This window comes from Rhizobium sp. RU36D, assembly GCF_900176345.1.
Classification (GTDB): Bacteria; Pseudomonadota; Alphaproteobacteria; order Rhizobiales; family Rhizobiaceae; genus Allorhizobium.
In genome coordinates, this window is sequence record NZ_FWXU01000029.1 from 1 (window position 1) to 18,422 (window position 18,422).

An 18,422-nucleotide genomic window follows, 5' to 3' on the forward strand; every position below is an offset into this window, starting at 1 on the left:
CCAATTCGACCCGCGTCGACATGATCGATCTGCGCATCAATTCGACGCCGCAGTGAGCGTGGGGTTCATGAATCGGCAAGGGGGCTGCGGCCCCCTTTTCATGTCTCCCAGACAATCAGCAATAGAGGGCAGGTGCATTTGGCAAGGTGAAGGAGACCTATCGGATTTCCATACAATTTGAGCAATTCCGTTAAAGTTTTGTGAGGAAAAAACCTAGCGATTTCAATAGGTTTTCAATATTTTTGACTGGACAAGGTAGCCAATGGTTGCCTATTATTAAAGGCGAGGCAGATGCGCTTTTAGGGTTATTTTCACCACCCTTCGAAGTCGGTTCTCAACCTCGGGATTGTATGTATCGAGTGAAAGGAATCTCTGATGTCTGATGCCGATATGCCGTGGTCTTCTCCTCCGGCAGCACCCTCTGAGCCCAGTGTCGCTCTCCCTTCTGATCAATCGAAAGTTTCTTCAGTCAAGCCGTCGATCAGCGATCGTGACGATCTGCGTGCGTCATTCCTGCAGGAGGTGGAGGAGTATCGCCGGAAGCAGGAGGAGGAAGGGCGGGTGACCGGGCATGAGCATTCTCATGGATCTCTTGCACCCGAGCCTCAGTCCGGATCCCCCAAGGACGACGGCCCCAAGGCACCTGACTTCAGCGATCTCGTTAAGCACTTCGATGAGGTGAAGCAAGTCCGACAGGAAGAAGAAGCTATCCGTCAGAAGATTGAGGGAGAGAAAAGAGGGGTTGAGGCGGACGCTAGGCGCATTCATGGAGAACGCGCCGCTGATGCTGCTGCTGCCGCACAAGCAGCCGGACAATCTGCCGCCGCATCCGCTCAAATTGTCGCGGGGTTTGGACAACATCACGCGGAGGAACAGCGCGGATGGGCTGAATACGACCGCACCGAGACAGCAGGCGAGCGCCAGCAGGAAACCGAAGAACGTCGCCGCTCGAGCGGCATGAGCCTTTAAGGAGATACTACCATGGCAAAATCACCACGTCGCGGCAAAGGCTCCGGCAAGACTACCGACGAAGGCAAGATCAGGAACAGCGTCAGCGCCAGCGATGGCAAGTCCGGTCGCTCCGATGAGAAATATACGCTTCCCGCTCCCAAGCCTCCGCAGCCGCCGAGGAATGGTCGTACCGATCTGAACGCAGCGCAGGGCTTCCGCCTCGCGCAGGAGATCGCAAACCATACGACCCCTCAGATGAGCCGCAAGGAACGCGCCGAGATCGAGAAGATGAAGGGTCCGGTTCCGCAGCCGAATAGCCCTGCGCCGCGAGGAATGGGTATGGGTTCCTCCTATGAGCCGGAGCCAGAGGTGGAGCAGGCCGAGTTCGTCCGTCTTGATGAGTTCGAGATCAACAGGCTCGCTTATCAGTCTATTCGTGATGAGTGGGCAGGCCGGGAGGCGGCCGACCTCACCCATATCCATCCCGACGACTTCCGGGCAATTGAGGACGCTGTTCCGGCGCAGCAGCGCGTTTTCGACAAGGATCTGGCTGGGTGGCAGAAAGTAGGCAAGGACCTCTCGCTCACCCAAATGAGCCGGATGACGGCCGAAGGCGATGAGAACGCGACGGTCACCACCAGCAACATGACCTACCGCAAGGAAGGTGACTGGCTCGTTGGCAATCATGTTTCCGGAGATCGTGAACTCGATACCCGACACGAGTTCCGCGGCGTTTTTAGTGTTGTGGCCGAAAAGCCGGAATCGCAGAGAGACATGGCTGCCACCATTCCTGCAGGGAATCGTTTTGCTGTCTTCTTCGGCTATGGCAGTGATCGGACTCAGTTCACGGATAGCATGCCTTGGCGGGAAGAGGCTGGCTACGATCGTGATGATATTCGTGGGGTTCTTGTAGCCAACGGGGAAGAGGCGCTTGCTGAGCGCCTCTATGTCGGTGTCCTCACTCCATACGAACGGGCCTTGGAACAGGTTGAGCAGCGCGAGCCACAGGAAGGCCAGCGCCACGAACGCGTTTTTGCCGAAATCACTGGCCGGGACTACGCTTCTCTCTCTAATCCCGCTGTCGAGAGGCCTTTCGCTGTGACCGCCGAGGACATGAAGGCGGTTGAGAATGGGTTTGAGCAGGCGCCTACGTTGGCGGTCCAGCAGGGCGCTGAAACTGTTCGTGACGCCTTGCCGCATGAAGGCCGCGCACTGACGGCCGAGGGGCTGAAGGAGCAGTATCAGTGGCACGCTAACAAGATGCACGATGAAGGCCGCGACCTTCGCGACATCTACGCTGATACTGGCGTGAAGCCGCAGGGTGCCGATCAGACGGCATGGGAGAAGACCGAATACGTCTACGGCCAGCCGACGGCTCTTGACCGCCTGCAGGAACTCGGGACTGGCGCGTTCGCTGTCAGCCCGACCGGATACACGTATGCCCTGTCAGACGACGGCAAGGAGCTGATGCGCTTCGACGCGGACGGCAACCCGGCTGGTCAGAAGCCTGTCGAAGACGTGCAGGCCTTCCTCCAGGAGAAACGCGGCGTCGAGTTCGACCAGAAGCAGGAGGCGAAGGAAATGCACGCCGCCGAGTTGGCCGAGCAGCGGGTCGAAGATCAGGTTGCTTCAGATCGAAAGATCGTTGCCTACCAGAGCGAGGATCCTAAAGAGGTTCAGGAGGCGATGAATGACCGTGAAGCTGGGTCAGAGATCGGTGAGTGGCCTGTTGCCGTCCGGATGGATGAAATCCGGTCTGAGGTTGGAGAGATGACCAGCGGCATGTCAGCTTGGCAGATCGAACGGTCCTACGATGACGCTCGATCTAATCTCACGGCCTGGGATGGCAATGAGATGGACACGTATGTCGATCTCCATGCTCGGGCGAACCTTATCGGTGAAAACGCTGGGTACGGTCAGGATCGGATCTATCAGGACCGGGAGTACGACATTTATCGAATGTCGGCCGATGCAAAGTATCAGCTCGACAATGCTGGCGTTAATGTTGATGCAATCGAACGAGGTGTCGATCATCGCGTCGGTCTTCACGACGAGATGGCCGTTCTCTTACAGCGCGAGGAGGGGCGGGGCGTAACCAAGGAGGAGTTTGTCGAGGCTCGGCAGGCTGTATCTGCCTACCTTTCGGAGATGCCAGAAGGTCATGTGCACAAGTCCGATAGCTTCGACACGTACACCCTCAAGGGCGACGAGCTGCACATCGATTTCCACGCTAATCGCGACTTGGGATACACATCGGTCTACGATGCCAAGTCTATCGAATGGAAGGGCGATCTGGACCATCAGACTGGTGTCCTGCATGGCGCTTCGATTGCATCCGAGATGGAAGCAATGCCGCCCATTGAGCAGAACCAGGCGATCTCGGACCAGTCCAAGGAATTCGCAGCCGAAGCTGTCAACGACATGAATCAGGTCGCAAGCCAGCCGCTCACCGAGAGCCAGCAGGAGACTGCTGCTCTGCTTCGTGGCGACATGGTGGAGATCCAGCAGACGCAAAGAACCGACGCCGTTTCGGAGATCGCACCCGAAACTGAAAACATGACGGCCGTCGAGCAGGCTCCGCAGGGCGTTTCGCAGGATCAGGAGAAGGCGACATCTTCGGTCGAACCCGAGCCTACCACCGAGATCGCATCGGAGATCAAATCCGAGCCTACTCGCGAGGTGGAAGCTCAGACGACATCGAAGCAGCTTGAACAGGACAGCCCTGTTGCCGATAAGGAGCCGGAACAGGAGATGGGCACGAAGATCGAAAGTGCGCCGCAGGACGACCTCCGTGCAGAGTTCGCTCAGGATAAAGCTGCGTACGAGGCAAAGCATCCCGAACAGGCGATCACTGCTGAGGTCGAGCAGAAGGTGGAAGCTGCTCCCGGCGACGATCTCCGGTCTGACTTTGCTCAGGACAAAGCTGTCCATGATGCGAAACAGCAGTCCCAGCCCGAAGAGAAGGCTCAGGATGTAGTCCAGCAGGAGGCTTCGGAAAAAGCCCCGCAGGACGACCTCCGAAATGAGTTCGCAGCGGACAAGGCTTCGGCCGAGGCAAAGCAGGCCAACCCTCCTGAAGAGGCCGTCCAGCAGGAAGAGGAAGAGGAATACCGCCGCGGGCCGGGGATGGCTGCCTGATGTCCAAGCCCCTCGAAGATCAGGTCCGCGAGTGGCTTGAGAACGAAGAGAACTGCGAGGCTGCCAACGACTTCTACGGCAGCCGCGCCTTCGCCCATGATGATCTTCCGGACTTCCGGGAGGTCGCAGACACCTGGTGCCGGATCAATGGCATCGAGCCACCAACACACCGACCCCATCCGACCGTCCAGTAAGGAGTACGGCCATGAAGAAGACCACCATCGCACTCGCCGCCTTGCTGTCGTCGGCAATCGCTGTTCCTGCTCATGCGAACGATGCTGTCCGCATCGGCGTGGGAATCCTTGGCCTCGTCATCAACGAAGCTGCCAAAGCCGGAAACAAGGGCGGCAACCAGCGCCGTCATCGCAACGGCGATCAGATGATCGGTCGCGTCGGAGAGGAGCCTGCCCGAAACAACGGTTCCCGAAACCGGAACAAGGTTGCCCCGGCCGCCGTCGCCGGAGGCGCAGCCGTGGCAGCTTTCGCTCTTCCGGAGGGCGATAAGGCTCCGATCCCGGTCATGAAGCCCACAGAGCAGGAGATGGCCGAATACGCTGCAAACCTCGCTTCCTCTTCTACTCCCGAGGATGTGATCGACGAGAGCATCCCCCTGTACGACGAGCAGGGCCGCTTCTGGGGCGCTGTTGCTCCGGCCGATGCCCTGAAGGTCGAACAGGCCGTCGCTCTCGGCATGAAGCCGTCCACAGTCATTCCGGACATGCTTGGCCTTAAATTGCCGGAAACCGAGCCGACTTCGGAGCAGGTGCCTTTGATCGCTTCTACGGAAACGACCGCGGAGCAGGCGGCATCCTTCGAGGCTGACCTGAATGCTGCTGTTGCGGCCGAGGGCGGTGAGCCGATCCAGAAGGCGAAGGTCGATCTGCCTGCTACCGACCCTGTTCAGCAGGCGGAGATCGCCGTTACTGAGAAGGAAATGGAGGCTACCGAGCTTGTTCCGGCTTTGCCGTCGCAGACGATGACCGCCGACACGAGTGAAACGCCTCCGGCAGTGGACACTGCTGCGACGACGGCGAGCGTTAAGTCCGAGCCGAAAGTCGATCTTGAGGCTCCCAAGCCTGTCGAGGTCAAGAAGCCGAAGGCCAAGCTCGACCTTTGATCTCCATTTCAGGCGACCACGGAGGCGGCTTCAGGGCCGCCTTTTTTTATGGGACGAATATTGTTGACAAAGGTAGCCAATGGCTACTATTTTATAAGGCGAGGCGCAACCAGTAAGAGGTCCGCATGTTCGCTGCTGTTTCGAGTTATCTAAGTGATCTTCCGTGGTGGGCATGGGCCATCATCGCCGTGATCGTGATCGCCTATGGCGTTCAGAACGACCGCGTTGGCAAGGCCATCATTCTCACTGTCGCATTCGGTTTGATCGGAACCGGGCTTTATGGGATCTGGTCTAGTGGCGTGCCGCAGGCCGCCGTAGGCTCATTTGCCCGGCATGTGGCCCGGATCGAGGCTGAAGAGGTCCGTGTCGCTGCCATCCGCAAAGAAGGTCAGGAGCAAGCCTTTCGCGTGGTCTGCCCAGACTATTTCGAGCAGGGCTGGCTCGACCGTCAGCTCAGCACACTGAGCTGGTGCAACGACTACCGCGAACGCCTCTGAAGGAGAGCCATCATGATCGAGCACATCCCGGACTTCTCTTGGCAGGCATTGACTGCTGTCGGCGTGGCAGCGTTCGTCGTTGCTCCCCGCGTCGTCACCGCTGCTGTCTCCCTCGGTATCTGCGCCTCTTTGGCAGCCGTGGTGGCGGTCAATCTCTATGGGGCAGGTGCAACCGCATTCCCCATGATCTCGAAGAGCTGGGGCGCTCACGAAGCAAGCATCGCACGCATCCGCGGTTATGACCGCCCGGAAGTCCGCGAGCGCGCTGCGCCCACTGTCTGCCCTCGTTATCATGCGGCTACGTGGGTAGAGCAGACTGTTCGCTCGCAAACCCGCGAACTGTCGTGGTGCGAGGCTTATCCGGACGCGACCTGATGAAGTCCTTCATCCTCGTCGTCGCCGGGATCATCGGCACGGTCTACGTCGTTCAGACGGCCTCGGAGTGGAATGATCCGGAACACCGGAATCGAGAGGGGTGGCGTTTTTGCCAAGGCTGGCTCGACGCCACCCCTGAAGAACGGAAGAAGATGCCAGACTGGTGTGAGGACTGGGCAACCGGAGACGAGTGATGATGATGGAAAAGTTCAACGGAGCAGCTCCTGCAGAGGTCGAGCTGTCGGCTGCGCCGATCATCGACCGCTGGCAGCTCCTCCCGAACGATAACGGCACGAATGATGTCTCGGGCTTCGTCTCGAGGCATACTCGCATCCGTGAGGGGGAGTTTATCACGACCTCCGCACTCGCACAGATCGACCCGACCACTCCTCCGACTTGGGCTCGAACCAAGAACAGCGTCTACCGTCTCGGCAGCCCTGCAGGCGCTGTCGAGAGCCAAGTACGCGAAATTGCGCGTGATGTAGGCGTTCGTCCGCAGGCGTGGGACATTCTCGCCTATGTGGCCGCCGTCGAAATTCTGTCAGGCCGCCGTGAAGGCGAACTCGATGTCATCGAGCAGCTTATCGCCGTCCTTTATCGCCACGGCCATATCAAGACCGCGGCCGCAAGTATTCTGCTGACCACTTATCGCAAGGAGCGCGCTGCGTGCTGACCATGATCGAGCATTTCAACGGCGCTGGCCCGACGAACGATGAAATCCGAGATGCGCCTGTTCTCTATCGCTGGCAGCTCAAGGACACCCGGAATGGGGTCGAAGTCCATGGGATTGTCCAGGGACACCCTCATCTGCCGGACGGCGAGTGGATCCGGACATCAGAGATCGTTCAGATCGATCCCTCCTCGAAGCCCCTGTGGCTGCGAACGGAGAGCCGCCTGTACCATCTGGGCAAGCGCATGGGGCGCACGGAGATCCACATCCGAAAGGAACTGGAGGCCTCTGGCTTCGCGCTCACCCGCGATCAGGCAACTCCCGGCGAACAGAAGGAGTTCTTCGAAGTTTTCCGCCAGCGCCGGAAGAACCTGGACGAGGCCGAGCGCATCCTGCTCCTGCTGGTCCGCACGAACCGGATCGACCGGGAGCGAGCCATCAAGCTGCATAAGATCCTGCTCGTGGAGATCAGCCGATGACCACTTCACTGACCGCTGCCCTCCGGGAAAAATATCCGCGACTGATCCCCGCCCGCTTCGGGTTCGAGTGCGCCGACGGCTGGCTTAGCATCATCGACGACTTCCTTGCCATCGTTGATCGCGAGCTGCCTGCCTCCGGCACCTTCCACCTTCGACAGGTGAAGGAAAAGCTCGGCGGCCTCAGGATCTATTTCGATGTCAGTCCTGACACCCCGGCCGAGGCTCAAACTGCTATTGATGATGCCTATGACCGAGCTTCCGCTCGCAGCTACAAGATCTGCGAAATCTGTGGCGCACGCGGCCGCTTCAGCAACCGTCATGGCCTGCTGACTGTCGTCTGCGAAGAACACCAGGTCGATGACTTCGGGGATCGTGCCGTTCCCCGCGAGCCGGAATCGGATTACATCCGTCAGCGCGACGACAAGGGCTGGCAGCGATACGACTTCGATCTCGATGCCTTCGTCGCAACTGATCCGCCTGAGGGATGGAAATGACCGCTTCTCTTTCTACTTCCGCCCATATTCGTCAGCTCGCCGCCGAACACGGCATTTCGGAAGTAGAGGACGAGGCTGACAAGTTTGCGCGAGCCATCAGCAACCTCGAATCCGATGTCACGGCCGAGATCCAGGGTGACCTCCGCCTGCTGGGAAGGCTGGCGGAGATCGGTGCGATCGATGACGAGGAAACGGTCCGGCTCGCCCTGCTGCTGAAGCGGGACTAAACTGCTGCCTTCGACGGAGCTGCATGGATCATCGCGGCCAGCTCCTGCAGCCTGCTGAAGGTGACATCGAGAATGTGACCATTCAGGGTCTCCTCGATTTTCTGCTGCTCTTCGGTGTCATCCGTGAGGTCGGCCACCTCGATGCCCTTGTCCTCCATCTGCAGGGCCAGCTCATTTGTGAAGATGAACTTTGCCTTGATCTCGGCTCGCAGCTCCGGTGGATGCCGCTCCATGATGTCCACCGACACGAACAGGTCATCGATGTTTTCGATTTCGTCACTCATAACGATATCCTTTCAGTGATATATTCCACGTCGATTATGCCTTCGGTGGTATATTTGACTTGCTGCCGTCCTGTCGGTTATTCCCGCCCTAATCGCCTTCAGTGTCGGCTATTTCCGACCTTGCCAAAGCCGCCTTCCTTCGTTCATTTCGTTCGACCTCGGGGTGGGGCCTATCGACTCCATACCGCCCCTGCTGGCCGTCTGCATAGATCGGCCCTCCTGTCGGTGGCAGATCCAGGATCCAGCCGTCGTCCTCGCGCAGCGGCTCAGCCAGGTGAGCATGGCGGTCGCAAGTGGTCTTGGCAATGTTCTGCCCCATGCGGAGCCGACCAGGTGCGCCGCACTCCTCGCAGATCGTGAGGGACAGCTTCCGGGTTTCGCGTACGAGCTCGTCGATCCGGTCATCATGTTCAGATGAGTGCGTCACGATCCTGGACTGGAAGCTGCCGAACTTTTCTTTGCCGTCGACCAGCTTAGGAGGGCCGGGGAGCCTGCCGAGCTTCTCGGCCAGCCGTCTGATGACGGTCTCCCAGCCGGGGCCGCACGAAAACTTTGCCGTCTCCGGGACCACATATCCGAACTGTTCGTGGACATGCTTGAACTGGCGACGGTCCCGCTCTTCCTGAAAACTCACGATGTCGGCCGCCGTGAAGCCGAACTCGGCCTTCTCGTGCCAGACGGTTCCGTCATGCAGGATCGTCAGCGCCGGAACGACATCGCCCACGTCGATGATGTGCCAGAGCGTCGTCTGATACATGCCGAGGAGCTTTGCGGCCTCTTCCAGCGAGATCAGGTCCGCATGTTCATCGCAGCGGACAGCACCATGTCCGCGCAGGGATCCCGGCTTGCCGCAGGCCTCGCAGACGGTCAGCGACTTGTCGTGGATGATCCGCTTCAACTTTTCGAGGCCTTCAAGTGTCTCCGGCCGAGCGTCGGCAGGAACCTCGTAGTCGAGAGCAAGCGCACCGTTCTCCTTCCGGCCGCCAGTGATCCATACACGATCTTCATCGCCGGACAGCGCAGCCGAGGCCTGCCGGATCATATGCTCCCAGCCGGAGCCCACATTGAAAAACGATCCCGGACGGACGTTGTATGAGTGATTTCGGAACAGCAGTTCGAATTGCGGTCTCATGTCCTTGTCCCTCTATTTCCAAGCCTTCAGGGCGGCGTCGACGTTCGGCTGGCACCACGGCTCCTGCTGTCCGTCATAGTGCTGCACCCACTTCCGGGCGAGGCCTTCGCGCATGAGGACATGTCCTAAGTCAGTCCCTGCGACAGACACCCTTGCGAGGGTCCGGCGATATCGGTCGAAGCCGTCCCTATCGATCTCCACTTTCGCTGCCTCGAGCAGTTTCATCAGACGAGATCTGGCCCGCAGCGCGCGGACATTCTCCTCGCGGCACTTGCCTTTGAGTTCGGGCGCGTTGATGCCGAGGAGCCGGATCTTCTCGCCACGGACGACGATGGTGTCGCCGTCGATGACGACGACTTGCTGCGGAGCGCAGGCAGTAGAGAAACAGACAATGGCGGAGACGACTGGCATTATTCCATACCCTTGATGAGTTCTTCGAAGCGACGAGGGCCGAAAGCCATGTCGGGGAGGTCCACGCCGACATCCCGCGAGCGGCCGATACCGGGCAGGGATCCGTGGGAATGTCCGTAGAAGTGATAACTGCCGTGATGTCCGGCAGGCCAGACCCGGTGCGCGTAGTGCGACAGCCAGAGGCGTTTCCCCCCGTCCTTCGTCTCCATGGCGTGCGTCGGCGGGACATCCCACGGAAGGGCTTCCAGCTCAGGCAGCACGCGCCCCTTTTTATCCAGGTCGTGATTGCCGAGCAGGAGGATCTTCCGGCCGCGCATGGCGTGGAAGCAATGAGCGACGTACTCCGCGTTGCTCGACAGGGCGAAGTCCCCGACGATGAACAGGATATCGTCGTCGCGCAGCCGATCGTTCACAGCATCAATGATCGTGCGATCCATGGCCTCGTAGCTCGAGAAACCGGAGCGCGCCGGGACCATCTCGCGAATGCGATCATGCCCGAAGTGCGGATCCGCCATGTACCATTTCGTTGTGAAACCCATCGCTGTACTCCTTACAACTCAATGATGAGGGCCGGATCAAAATCCGGGTTTTCGCCGTCGTAACCCTTGGGGTTGGCGATGATCCGTGTCTTGCCGACCATGTAATCGAAGCTCGAGTGGACGTGGCCGTGGATCCAGAGATCCGGCTGGTGCTTCTCGATCAGCTCCGACAGGTCGGACGCGAACGCCGGGTTGATGTCGCTCCCCACATACTTCGGATGGATCGACTGCGGATGCGGCGCATGATGAGTGACGACGACCGTAGGGCAGGCGACCTTCTTCGAAAGCTCCCGATCGAGGAACTCCCGCGAGGCGTTGTGGATCCCGGAGACATGGCCGGGGTTGAGGCGGACCTCCCGCCAGTCGCCTTGACGAGGGGGCGCATAGCGGATCATCCCGAAGTCATTCATCTTCTTCTCAGCGAACCACTTGGAGGTCTCGACTGTCTCCGGGCCGAAGAGGCCGTAGTCCGTCCAGAGCGTGCAGCCGATGAAGCGGATTCCACCGACTTCATCGACAGCGTTCTCCAAGTAGCTGACCTTGGGCCGCAGCTCATTCTCGGCCGCCGCGTCGTCGCGCCAGCTCGTGTAGGTGCCCTTATAGTATTCATGGTTCCCGGCGACATACACGGAGGGGATCGGCAGCATGGTGTCGAGCCACTGAATGGCCTTGGCAGGCTCGCGCATGAGATCGCCAGCGCAGACGAAGATGTCCGCTTCCGGCATGGGGAACTCCTTCGGAGCCCCATAGATCTCATAGTGCTGGTCGGACGCGATCCAGAGTTTCGCCATCAGGCCGTCTTCCTTCTTGTGCCGCCCTTTCAGGCGGTACCGGGATTAGAGGAACAGGAAGATCAGGACCGATTCAGACGGTCAAGGATCATCAGCTCCCGCGAACTTATTCCTCACTGGTAGCACAATAATATTGACAATGGTAGCCATTGGCTACTATTTTATAGGGGCACATCTGAAGGGGTGGAGCGCAGGAGCGTTCCCGATCAAAGAAGGAAACCGACATGACCGAGGGCTTCAAAACCCCGTACGCGCTGATGACCGAGAAGGTTATTCAGCATCTCGAATCCGGCCATGCGCCGTGGACAGGGCAGGGGGCAATGACCTCCGTAATCCCTCCGATCAACTTCGCGACTGGTGTCAGCTTTCGCGGCATCAACGCCGTGATGACGATGATCTCGACTATCGAGAGCAGCTTCTCTGTTCCGGCGTTCGCCACGTTCAATCAGATCCGTGGGAAGGCTGTTCAGGGCAAGATTGTGAAGGGCGCGAAAGCGTCTCACGTCTACTATTCCAGCACCTACGAACGGGATCCCCGCGCTGGCGAAGCTCGCCGCACGAATGATGCCGGGAAGGTCGAGCAGATGTTCCTCAAGGGCTTTGCCGTTTTCAACATCGACCAGGTGACCGAATACGACCTCAACCTCGAAGCGGCGCAGCTCCCGGAATTGCCCGAGGGCATCTTCGACAAGATCGAGGATGGCACCAAGGATCACCTGGCGGCCGACCTCGCAATGGCGATGGTTTCGTGGCGCAGCGGCACGGCTGCCCAGTTCCGTCATCAGGGCAGGATGTCCGCATGGATCGATACCGTCCAGAAGGACGACCGGGCGTTCTACCGGGCCGCCACGAAGGCGCAGCGCATCACCGACAAGCTGTTCGGCACGAAGGATGAAGACGATCCCGGCGACGAGGAAGGAGAGGGGGCAAGGGCTGCTTAACCACGCCTCTCAACATTCTCTTTTTCTACTCCTGAATAGTATCGCGTTGAAAGGACACAAGAATGAACCAGACCCTCCCCCGCCAGCACATCGCAGAGCAGATCTCGGAGTGCAATCAGACCATCAACCGCGCTTCCGACCTGCAGGTCAGCCTCTATGGGCTTGTGTCCATGGTCGGGGAAACGCCGGAGATGAAGGAGCTGGCGCTGCAGGCGGCCGAGGCCATCGATCAGCTCCGGGACATCGCCAAAGGCCGCATCCAATTGCTGTCGACGATGAAGACCACGAAGGCACCGATCGAGGAGGGGGAGGCGGTCTAGGCCGCTTGTCCCCTGCATCCTGACCACCGATCGTCGAAACGAGGAGAGACCAACATGCCGATGTCCGCAGAAGCCGCCGCCATCATCGAAGCCCGCCGTCAGCAGACCCTCGAACGCATGGATCGCAATGACGAGCTGGTGCGCGAAGCTCGTGCAGCTCGTATCGCCGCGGCGATTGATGAGGCCGATGTCGTTTCCTGCGTCCCGGCTGACGAGTTCCTTGCGCGTAAGCACGACGAAATCTGAGGGAGCCTGCCTTGCTCAAGAAGCTGATCGGCCTCCTATCTCGAAAGACTATCCCTCAGGATGCTCCGGTGATTTCTGGCACGTCTGCACGGATCGTTGATCTGATCTCTGAATATCTGCGGGTTCCAGGCGACATCGAAGAGGAGCGGAAGATGTCGGAGCTGGCCGCGGCAGCTTTGGGTGAGGATGCCTTGCCTCTTCTGCCCTGCATTAATTCCAAGTTGTCCGAGTCGGGCTGGGAGGTGGTCTGGGCACAAGGCAAGATCACATTCGTCTATGTTTCTGCACGAAAGCAACGATATCTCGAACTTTTTGATGAGATTGCCGCCGTCTCCAGCAAGCATAATTGCAGGGCCGCAGAGGTGTATCTGACAGGCATCTGCACAGCCTTCGTCGAATTGGACTCTTGGCTCAAAGAGCGTCCAGGTGCCGAGGAGGCTGACAAGATGCTTGATGCCAATGAGGCCTTGAGGTTGGCGTTGGCCAAAGGGTGGACCTTCACGATCTTTCACAATGATTCCGGCCAGCGCTTCTTTTGCTCGGCGAAAGCGCCCCGCCATTCCGAAGACAGCGGACAGTGGCCCAAGGCCTCGGCTGCAGTCGCACCCACCATTCACTAAGGAGCCTGCCCATGACCGTTATCGATGCCAAGGTTCTCGAACGCCGCCGTCGTATGCGCGAGAATGGCCGCCTTATGGATACGAGCTGGGACACGTTGCAGAAATGGCGAGCCGAAAACGGCGGGGGCGGTCATCCCGAAGGCACCGACATGGAGCCGGAGATCGACTACGACGCGATCCCGGTTGATGGCGTTTCGCATCCTGATGATGTTGCCGATGACCGTACCGGACTGCCGAAGTCCGCGGTGTTGACCTGGTTCCGCAGCAACCCCGGTTTGATGTCGTATCATTCCTTCAAGATCGCCTATCCGGTCGGCCTTTCCGATGAGGCCAAGGAGCGCATTCGGATCGCGCTGTCGGCCATGGGCTGGGAAGAGCGCTGGCAGGCATGGACCTATATGGGCGATGCCTCCGACGAGGATGCCTATGGCGTTCTCGAAACGATGCTGAAGATGGAGGTCGCCAAGATCTTCCATCGCGGCGATGTTCCCGAAATGATTTCTGGTTACGTCATGCTCCGGTGGAGCCTTCGAGACGCGGATTCGAACTCTATCAATTGCAGCGTCAGTGGTCTCGACAAGCTCACACCTGAGAAGCGCCAGCAGTTCATGACTACTGTCGAAGACCACGATGGCTTCCTCAATGGAACGTCGCTGACGTTCCCGCAGATCCATTCCGGCGAGATCATAGATAGCTTCAAGATGGCTGGCTTCCAGGTCGGGCAGACGTTCCCTCGAGAAGAGCCGCACTTCGTCGAGATCTCGGAGAACGCTCCGATCTGGGTGTCGGGGGCGCTCGGCCACGAAGACTGGATCTTCGTCACCAAAGGGGACTTCTGGGAGGTTCGCATCGGCGGCTCCGATCCCGAACTGTTTCCGCGCTGGCGCTACGGCGGCCGACACGGCGACACGCGGATCTCGGCCGCGAGCATGGAGTTCTGGCAGGCCGAGCAGCTCATCGGCCTTGCTGTCCAGCACTACCTTGGCGGCCACTCTGAAAAGCCGCTCGATGGAGGCGTGGAATGAAAGTTTTCGTGCCGAGCTCCGGAAGACGGCGCATCAAGCAGACGCTCCACGGTCGGAACGCGGATGCGTTTCAGGTCGTATGCCAGTGGGAAGAGCATTACAGCAACAAGGCTCAAGTCGCCGCAGTCGTAGAAGGTCGTGAACCGACCATGGACGATCTCGCCGCCGACTATGGTGGAGAGCCGACCTTCGGCTTCTACGCCTATCGCGTTCCCGCAGGCACGACCAAGGACCGTGACGCGCTCCGCGCCCTGATCAATAGCTCAGGTTTCCACCGCGTCGTCAGTCGAGATCGAGACTGGCGAGCCTTAGAGCCGGGTGAGGCGACCCCCGAGAAGCTCAAGGCGATCTTTACGGATGCCGGGATTGCGACCGTCCACTACGGCCATATTCCTTCCTGCTTCCGTGTCCCTATCGATTTGGAGGGCACTCTATGAAGAGGCTCGTGATCCAGTGGGAGCCGTTGAATGGCGGCGAGATCGCCTTCGCGCACTTCCCAGAGCCTTTCCCCATGCCGGATTCCGAATACGAAGCATTCGAGGCCGTCTTTCGGTCATGGGAGCGCCGCCAATGGGAGGGCTATGGTGAGATCCAGATCGACGAGCAGTCGTCTCCGACCGCACTGGTCGCCGCCCTGCGGGAGCTTGGATACGACATCGAACATCGTGGTGCGATCCCTCCGGGGATCTTGCCCGAATGACCGTAGTCGTCTCGGAGCGCCGCCAATTGTCTTCAGGATGTCCGTATCGGTCTCGCAACAGGGCGGAATGTCCGTATTCGTCTCATATGGAATAGAGGAAAGAGGTCGCATCCGTGATCGACGAAGAGCGAACCCGGCGCATCCGGGATCTCAACGACGAGCTGCGCATCAACGGCCGCTCACTGAATGGCAGCATGGTCGCCATGGGCCAGCTCGGGCAGGAGGACAGGGAAAAGATTATCCGCGTCTACCGGGCTGCAGCAGCTTTCGACGAATGGCCGGAGGGAGACGACCCCTACCGGGAACATGACTTCGGCAAGTTCGACGTCGACGGCGAGAGCTTCATCTTCAAGATCGACTACTACTCGCTCGACGAGATGCACGGCTCCGAGCATCCTGAGGATCAGAACACCACGATCAGGGTGATGACGTTGATGTATGCCGAGGACTACTGATTGCGGGCTACGTTGAACTCGCCGTCGGTCCCTGTTGATGGATTCTCGAAACTTTCGGGATTGTGTGCGATAGCTGATTTGAGAAGTGAGGGGAAAGCGTGGGTTTTCAGAAACAAAAATACGCTGAAGGGGAGTTTTCGTCTCCGATTCAGCAGTATCACATGCTGAAGGTGAGAGCGCGCCGCCATGCCTCCCTCCCTGTTCTTGATGTGGCCCGACTTTCGCTTGCCAGGTCATTCAGCTCGGCGGTCATCACCTCATACTGGAAAGCAGTCGGCAAAAAGGCGGGTGTAACGTGGGACATCCAAGCATTGGGGCTGTCGCTCCCAGCTCTGACGGGAGATGCCTCAGCCACAGCACACGAACTGGGGCTGCTGGTAGCTTCCTTTCCGGTAGAGGATGCAGGATACCTGATCGGATCGATCTATACGGTGATGTTGCCCGATGCCATGCGCTCGGAAATGGGCGCGTACTACACGCCGCCTCCGATGGTCAGCCGACTTCTTGATCTCGCAGGGAAAGCCGGAATCGATTTTCGGACATGTACCGCAGTCGATCCTGCCTGCGGGGGAGGGGCATTCCTGGCTCCCGTCGGACTTAGGATGCTCCGCGAGACTACTCGAAAGGAGCCAAGCGACATCCTGGAAGACATCGTCGGCCGACTGCGCGGGATCGAACTCGATCCGTTCGCAGCCTGGATGACCCAGGTCCTCATTGAGGCTGCACTTCTGCCGCTCTGTGCGAGCGCGAACAGGCGGTTCCCGCAGGTCGTTACTATTGGCGATGCCCTAACGCATGACGAAATCGGCACCTATGACCTCGTGATCGGCAATCCGCCGTATGGAAGGGTAAAGCTCGATGGTGAAATGAGGGCGAAATACGCCCGGTCGCTTTATGGGCATTCGAACCTCTATGGCCTCTTCACCGACCTCGCGCTCCGGCTAGTGAAACCCAAGGGAGCCATCGCGTATCTCACTCCGACCTCGTTCCTTGGCGGGCAATATTACAAGGCTCTTCGGAAGATCCTCGCCCAGGAGACAACTCCCTACGCCTTCGACTTCATCTCCGACCGGAACGGCGTTTTCGACGACGTGCTGCAGGAGACCATCCTTGTCGCATACAAGGTCGGCAAGTCGAGAAAGAAGGCAGCCGTGTCAATGATCGTTCCGCAGGGGATCGAACAGGCTCAGATCGAGAGTATCGGCACGGCTTCAATTCCTACAGATGGAAGTCCGTGGATCATTCCCAGATCGGCCGCAGACACTTCCCGCATCGGGGTGCTTTCGAAGATGCCTGTACGGCTGGCCGACTTCGGCTATCAGATCTCGACAGGGCAGCTTGTCTGGAACCGCCATAAACCCCAGCTTCGAAACACCCCGAAAGAGGGGCTTCTCCCGATCATATGGGCTGAATCCGTGACAGCAGCCGGATTCAGTTTCAGCGCTGTACGGAGAAACCATGCGCCGTTCATTGAGCTTCAAGGACAACCTCATCTGATCACGAAGAAGTCCTGCATTCTCCTTCAAAGGACCACCGCCAAAGAACAGGAGCGGCGGCTGCTGTCCGCTGTCATTCCGCAGGCGTTCATTGACAGGACAGGCGGCGTGGTCGTCGAGAACCATCTGAACATCATCTATGCGCCAAAGGAGGCGAAGGTGTCGCCGGAAGCGGTCTCGGCAATCCTGAACTCTAAAGCTGTTGATCGGGCATTCAGGTGCATCAACGGAAGCGTGGCGGTATCGGCCTACGAACTGGAAGCTCTTCCCATGCCCACGCTAGAGGAAGTCGTCGAAGTGGAGGCCCTTTTGAAACGTGAGGCAAGCGCGATGGAAATAGAGAAGAAGATCAGCTCTTTCTACGAGAGAGAGGCCCGATGAGCGTCTTGCCTGTAGCAGCTATCCAAGAGCGCCTTGCTTTCATTTTCCCGGAAGGAACGGAAAATCGAACCTACATGGTTAGAGAGATGGCCGCACGAACGGTTTTCACGGCTCTCTATGCCGACGCGATCGAAGGCAAGGATCGGTGGATCAGACCGAACCAAGTGTGCCGTATGACGGAAGCCCAAACTGCGTTTCTTGACCCCGTCGAGCGTGAAAAGTGGTATCAGGCTTCCGGAAAAAACGGGTTCAGTCCTCCGGTTGGCACCCCATGGTTTGCTGATACCACCCGAGAGCCTATTCGAGACGAGACCATTGGAGAGGGCTACTTGACCGTCAGAGCGATCGTCGAGCGCAAGGGCCTTGCGACAACATCGAGCAAAGGAAGGTATGCGCTCGAAGGTGAATTTGCCGAACTCTTCGACCCCGAGCTGTCGCACGATGAATTTCTGACAAAGGCAACGATCTGGCGTGCAAGGCATCTCTCAAAGACCGCGCTGGCGAGGCAGGCTCTGGTTGCGAGCGGAGCTGTCGCCGCCGAGGATAGCGTTTCAGTCAAGTTCCCGAACGGCGAGACAAGGCAGCTATCCGCAGGGCCGTCCAGCATCATTGCGAAGGCAGTAATCGAGCAATTTGCCAGCCGCTTCCTGAAGCAGCCGCATGTTCTCTGGCTTTCAGAATCCGGGAACAAGGTCGTTGCGAGAGACGAGAAGCTGGCAGCCAGCCTCGGGATCGTCATCGATCCTTCGAAGGCACTACCTGACATCATCCTTGTTGACCTGGGCGACAATCCTGATGGGAGCGATCTGATCGTCGTCTTCACCGAAGTTGTCGCGACAGATGGCCCGGTGAACCGTCAGAGGAAGGAAGCTCTCACCGAACTGGCGAAAGAAGCCGGGTTCGAAGAAGAGCATCTGGCATTCATGACCGCATTCCTCGACAGAGCCACATCCCAATTCAAGAAAGCTATCGTTGAAATCGCGTGGGGCTCGTATGTCTGGCTGGTGTCGGAACCGGAGCATATAATTCAGCTAAGAGGCGACCAGCCCACGAAGCTATCCAGGCTCCGAGAATCCTGAGGATCAGAACACCACGATCCGCGTGATGACCCTGATGTACGCGACCGACTATTG

At 58.8% G+C, this 18,422-nt stretch carries 26 protein-coding genes; 21 read left to right on the forward strand and 5 right to left on the reverse strand.

Features of this window, described 5'->3' with window-relative positions; genetic code table 11:
• The first annotated feature begins 375 nt into the window (after nucleotides 1–375).
• From B9A97_RS29565 to B9A97_RS24955, 11 genes are all read left to right on the forward strand, one after another.
• Nucleotides 376–969: a hypothetical protein gene (locus tag B9A97_RS29565; protein ID WP_143530704.1), complete on the forward strand. Its 594-nt coding sequence runs from the start codon at nucleotides 376–378 to the stop codon at nucleotides 967–969.
• A gap of 12 nt (nucleotides 970–981) precedes the next feature.
• A complete protein-coding gene (locus tag B9A97_RS24910) occupies nucleotides 982–4,089 on the forward strand; it encodes a hypothetical protein (protein WP_084368532.1) in 3,108 nt (1,035 codons plus the stop codon).
• Nucleotides 4,089–4,283: a hypothetical protein gene (locus B9A97_RS24915; protein ID WP_084368533.1), complete on the forward strand. Its 195-nt coding sequence runs from the start codon at nucleotides 4,089–4,091 to the stop codon at nucleotides 4,281–4,283. The genes B9A97_RS24910 and B9A97_RS24915 overlap by 1 nt, the downstream gene beginning before the upstream one ends.
• A gap of 11 nt (nucleotides 4,284–4,294) precedes the next feature.
• Nucleotides 4,295–5,206, forward strand: coding sequence for a hypothetical protein (locus B9A97_RS24920; RefSeq protein WP_084368534.1), 912 nt, complete (start codon nucleotides 4,295–4,297; stop codon nucleotides 5,204–5,206).
• 125 nt (nucleotides 5,207–5,331) lie between these two features.
• Entirely contained in the window at nucleotides 5,332–5,703 is a 372-nt protein-coding gene (locus B9A97_RS24925) for a hypothetical protein (protein WP_084368535.1), read from the forward strand.
• 12 nt (nucleotides 5,704–5,715) lie between these two features.
• Nucleotides 5,716–6,078 (forward strand): hypothetical protein, encoded by a 363-nt coding sequence (locus tag B9A97_RS24930; RefSeq protein ID WP_084368536.1) that lies wholly within the window; start codon nucleotides 5,716–5,718, stop codon nucleotides 6,076–6,078.
• A complete protein-coding gene (locus B9A97_RS24935) occupies nucleotides 6,078–6,272 on the forward strand; it encodes a hypothetical protein (protein WP_084368537.1) in 195 nt (64 codons plus the stop codon). Before B9A97_RS24930 ends, B9A97_RS24935 begins: the two co-directional genes overlap by 1 nt.
• A complete protein-coding gene (locus tag B9A97_RS24940) occupies nucleotides 6,272–6,751 on the forward strand; it encodes a DUF6634 family protein (RefSeq protein WP_084368538.1) in 480 nt (159 codons plus the stop codon). The genes B9A97_RS24935 and B9A97_RS24940 overlap by 1 nt, the downstream gene beginning before the upstream one ends.
• 2 nt (nucleotides 6,752–6,753) lie before the next feature.
• The gene (locus B9A97_RS24945; RefSeq protein ID WP_348532425.1) at nucleotides 6,754–7,227 is read left to right on the forward strand and encodes a DUF6634 family protein; all 474 of its coding nucleotides are present in this window, start codon (nucleotides 6,754–6,756) and stop codon (nucleotides 7,225–7,227) included.
• Complete coding sequence (locus tag B9A97_RS24950) at nucleotides 7,224–7,721, forward strand: hypothetical protein (protein WP_084368540.1); 498 nt, start codon at nucleotides 7,224–7,226, stop codon at nucleotides 7,719–7,721. The genes B9A97_RS24945 and B9A97_RS24950 overlap by 4 nt, the downstream gene beginning before the upstream one ends.
• Nucleotides 7,718–7,948 carry a hypothetical protein gene (locus B9A97_RS24955; protein WP_084368541.1) on the forward strand — a complete coding sequence of 77 codons (231 nt, stop codon included), beginning with the start codon at nucleotides 7,718–7,720 and terminating at the stop codon, nucleotides 7,946–7,948. Before B9A97_RS24950 ends, B9A97_RS24955 begins: the two co-directional genes overlap by 4 nt.
• Here the strand turns inward: B9A97_RS24955 and B9A97_RS24960 are convergent.
• From B9A97_RS24960 to B9A97_RS24980, 5 genes are all read right to left on the reverse strand, one after another.
• Nucleotides 7,945–8,232, reverse strand: coding sequence for a hypothetical protein (locus B9A97_RS24960; protein ID WP_084368542.1), 288 nt, complete (start codon nucleotides 8,230–8,232; stop codon nucleotides 7,945–7,947). The two genes, B9A97_RS24955 and B9A97_RS24960, sit on opposite strands and share 4 nt — an antisense overlap.
• Nucleotides 8,233–8,320: 88 nt before the next feature.
• Nucleotides 8,321–9,364, reverse strand: a complete 1,044-nt coding sequence (locus B9A97_RS24965) for a hypothetical protein (RefSeq protein WP_084368543.1) — start codon at nucleotides 9,362–9,364, stop codon at nucleotides 8,321–8,323.
• 12 nt (nucleotides 9,365–9,376) lie between these two features.
• Nucleotides 9,377–9,775, reverse strand: coding sequence for a thermonuclease family protein (locus B9A97_RS24970; RefSeq protein WP_084368544.1), 399 nt, complete (start codon nucleotides 9,773–9,775; stop codon nucleotides 9,377–9,379).
• Nucleotides 9,775–10,314: a hypothetical protein gene (locus tag B9A97_RS24975; protein ID WP_084368545.1), complete on the reverse strand. Its 540-nt coding sequence runs from the start codon at nucleotides 10,312–10,314 to the stop codon at nucleotides 9,775–9,777. The genes B9A97_RS24970 and B9A97_RS24975 overlap by 1 nt, the downstream gene beginning before the upstream one ends.
• Nucleotides 10,315–10,325: 11 nt before the next feature.
• Nucleotides 10,326–11,105: a metallophosphoesterase gene (locus B9A97_RS24980; protein ID WP_084368546.1), complete on the reverse strand. Its 780-nt coding sequence runs from the start codon at nucleotides 11,103–11,105 to the stop codon at nucleotides 10,326–10,328.
• Between the two features lie 224 nt (nucleotides 11,106–11,329).
• Between B9A97_RS24980 and B9A97_RS24985 the strand changes: the two genes are divergently transcribed.
• The 10 genes from B9A97_RS24985 (at nucleotide 11,330) to B9A97_RS25030 (ending at nucleotide 18,368) form a co-directional block, all read left to right on the forward strand.
• Entirely contained in the window at nucleotides 11,330–12,046 is a 717-nt protein-coding gene (locus B9A97_RS24985; protein ID WP_084368547.1) for an ArdC-like ssDNA-binding domain-containing protein, read from the forward strand.
• A gap of 62 nt (nucleotides 12,047–12,108) precedes the next feature.
• The gene (locus B9A97_RS24990; RefSeq protein ID WP_084368548.1) at nucleotides 12,109–12,366 is read left to right on the forward strand and encodes a hypothetical protein; all 258 of its coding nucleotides are present in this window, start codon (nucleotides 12,109–12,111) and stop codon (nucleotides 12,364–12,366) included.
• A 54-nt stretch (nucleotides 12,367–12,420) separates the two neighbouring features.
• Nucleotides 12,421–12,612, forward strand: coding sequence for a hypothetical protein (locus tag B9A97_RS24995; RefSeq protein ID WP_084368549.1), 192 nt, complete (start codon nucleotides 12,421–12,423; stop codon nucleotides 12,610–12,612).
• Between the two features lie 11 nt (nucleotides 12,613–12,623).
• Nucleotides 12,624–13,232 carry a hypothetical protein gene (locus B9A97_RS25000; RefSeq protein ID WP_084368550.1) on the forward strand — a complete coding sequence of 203 codons (609 nt, stop codon included), beginning with the start codon at nucleotides 12,624–12,626 and terminating at the stop codon, nucleotides 13,230–13,232.
• Between the two features lie 11 nt (nucleotides 13,233–13,243).
• Nucleotides 13,244–14,257, forward strand: a complete 1,014-nt coding sequence (locus B9A97_RS25005; RefSeq protein WP_084368551.1) for a hypothetical protein — start codon at nucleotides 13,244–13,246, stop codon at nucleotides 14,255–14,257.
• Nucleotides 14,254–14,694, forward strand: a complete 441-nt coding sequence (locus B9A97_RS25010) for a hypothetical protein (protein WP_084368552.1) — start codon at nucleotides 14,254–14,256, stop codon at nucleotides 14,692–14,694. The genes B9A97_RS25005 and B9A97_RS25010 overlap by 4 nt, the downstream gene beginning before the upstream one ends.
• On the forward strand, nucleotides 14,691–14,957 hold the full coding sequence (locus tag B9A97_RS25015) for a hypothetical protein (protein ID WP_084368553.1): 267 nt from the start codon (nucleotides 14,691–14,693) through the stop codon (nucleotides 14,955–14,957). The genes B9A97_RS25010 and B9A97_RS25015 overlap by 4 nt, the downstream gene beginning before the upstream one ends.
• A 113-nt stretch (nucleotides 14,958–15,070) precedes the next feature.
• The gene (locus B9A97_RS25020; RefSeq protein WP_084368554.1) at nucleotides 15,071–15,412 is read left to right on the forward strand and encodes a DUF3768 domain-containing protein; all 342 of its coding nucleotides are present in this window, start codon (nucleotides 15,071–15,073) and stop codon (nucleotides 15,410–15,412) included.
• A gap of 98 nt (nucleotides 15,413–15,510) precedes the next feature.
• Nucleotides 15,511–17,289 (forward strand): HsdM family class I SAM-dependent methyltransferase, encoded by a 1,779-nt coding sequence (locus tag B9A97_RS25025; RefSeq protein ID WP_210189731.1) that lies wholly within the window; start codon nucleotides 15,511–15,513, stop codon nucleotides 17,287–17,289.
• Complete coding sequence (locus B9A97_RS25030; RefSeq protein WP_084368555.1) at nucleotides 17,286–18,368, forward strand: BsuBI/PstI family type II restriction endonuclease; 1,083 nt, start codon at nucleotides 17,286–17,288, stop codon at nucleotides 18,366–18,368. Before B9A97_RS25025 ends, B9A97_RS25030 begins: the two co-directional genes overlap by 4 nt.
• Nucleotides 18,369–18,422 lie beyond the last annotated feature (54 nt).

Coding starts and splice junctions, on each gene's coding strand:
- B9A97_RS24960 (WP_084368542.1), bottom strand. CDS start 8,232: ATGAGTGACGAAATCGAAAACATCGATGACCTGTTCGTGTCGGTGGAC.
- B9A97_RS24930 (WP_084368536.1), top strand. CDS start 5,716: ATGATCGAGCACATCCCGGACTTCTCTTGGCAGGCATTGACTGCTGTC.
- B9A97_RS24950 (WP_084368540.1), top strand. CDS start 7,224: ATGACCACTTCACTGACCGCTGCCCTCCGGGAAAAATATCCGCGACTG.
- B9A97_RS24920 (WP_084368534.1), top strand. CDS start 4,295: ATGAAGAAGACCACCATCGCACTCGCCGCCTTGCTGTCGTCGGCAATC.
- B9A97_RS24990 (WP_084368548.1), top strand. CDS start 12,109: ATGAACCAGACCCTCCCCCGCCAGCACATCGCAGAGCAGATCTCGGAG.
- B9A97_RS24935 (WP_084368537.1), top strand. CDS start 6,078: ATGAAGTCCTTCATCCTCGTCGTCGCCGGGATCATCGGCACGGTCTAC.
- B9A97_RS24970 (WP_084368544.1), bottom strand. CDS start 9,775: ATGCCAGTCGTCTCCGCCATTGTCTGTTTCTCTACTGCCTGCGCTCCG.
- B9A97_RS25010 (WP_084368552.1), top strand. CDS start 14,254: ATGAAAGTTTTCGTGCCGAGCTCCGGAAGACGGCGCATCAAGCAGACG.
- B9A97_RS25005 (WP_084368551.1), top strand. CDS start 13,244: ATGACCGTTATCGATGCCAAGGTTCTCGAACGCCGCCGTCGTATGCGC.
- B9A97_RS24955 (WP_084368541.1), top strand. CDS start 7,718: ATGACCGCTTCTCTTTCTACTTCCGCCCATATTCGTCAGCTCGCCGCC.
- B9A97_RS24925 (WP_084368535.1), top strand. CDS start 5,332: ATGTTCGCTGCTGTTTCGAGTTATCTAAGTGATCTTCCGTGGTGGGCA.
- B9A97_RS24965 (WP_084368543.1), bottom strand. CDS start 9,364: ATGAGACCGCAATTCGAACTGCTGTTCCGAAATCACTCATACAACGTC.
- B9A97_RS24995 (WP_084368549.1), top strand. CDS start 12,421: ATGCCGATGTCCGCAGAAGCCGCCGCCATCATCGAAGCCCGCCGTCAG.
- B9A97_RS24980 (WP_084368546.1), bottom strand. CDS start 11,105: ATGGCGAAACTCTGGATCGCGTCCGACCAGCACTATGAGATCTATGGG.
- B9A97_RS24915 (WP_084368533.1), top strand. CDS start 4,089: ATGTCCAAGCCCCTCGAAGATCAGGTCCGCGAGTGGCTTGAGAACGAA.
- B9A97_RS29565 (WP_143530704.1), top strand. CDS start 376: ATGTCTGATGCCGATATGCCGTGGTCTTCTCCTCCGGCAGCACCCTCT.
- B9A97_RS24940 (WP_084368538.1), top strand. CDS start 6,272: ATGATGATGGAAAAGTTCAACGGAGCAGCTCCTGCAGAGGTCGAGCTG.
- B9A97_RS25015 (WP_084368553.1), top strand. CDS start 14,691: ATGAAGAGGCTCGTGATCCAGTGGGAGCCGTTGAATGGCGGCGAGATC.
- B9A97_RS24985 (WP_084368547.1), top strand. CDS start 11,330: ATGACCGAGGGCTTCAAAACCCCGTACGCGCTGATGACCGAGAAGGTT.
- B9A97_RS25030 (WP_084368555.1), top strand. CDS start 17,286: ATGAGCGTCTTGCCTGTAGCAGCTATCCAAGAGCGCCTTGCTTTCATT.
- B9A97_RS24975 (WP_084368545.1), bottom strand. CDS start 10,314: ATGGGTTTCACAACGAAATGGTACATGGCGGATCCGCACTTCGGGCAT.
- B9A97_RS24910 (WP_084368532.1), top strand. CDS start 982: ATGGCAAAATCACCACGTCGCGGCAAAGGCTCCGGCAAGACTACCGAC.
- B9A97_RS24945 (WP_348532425.1), top strand. CDS start 6,754: ATGATCGAGCATTTCAACGGCGCTGGCCCGACGAACGATGAAATCCGA.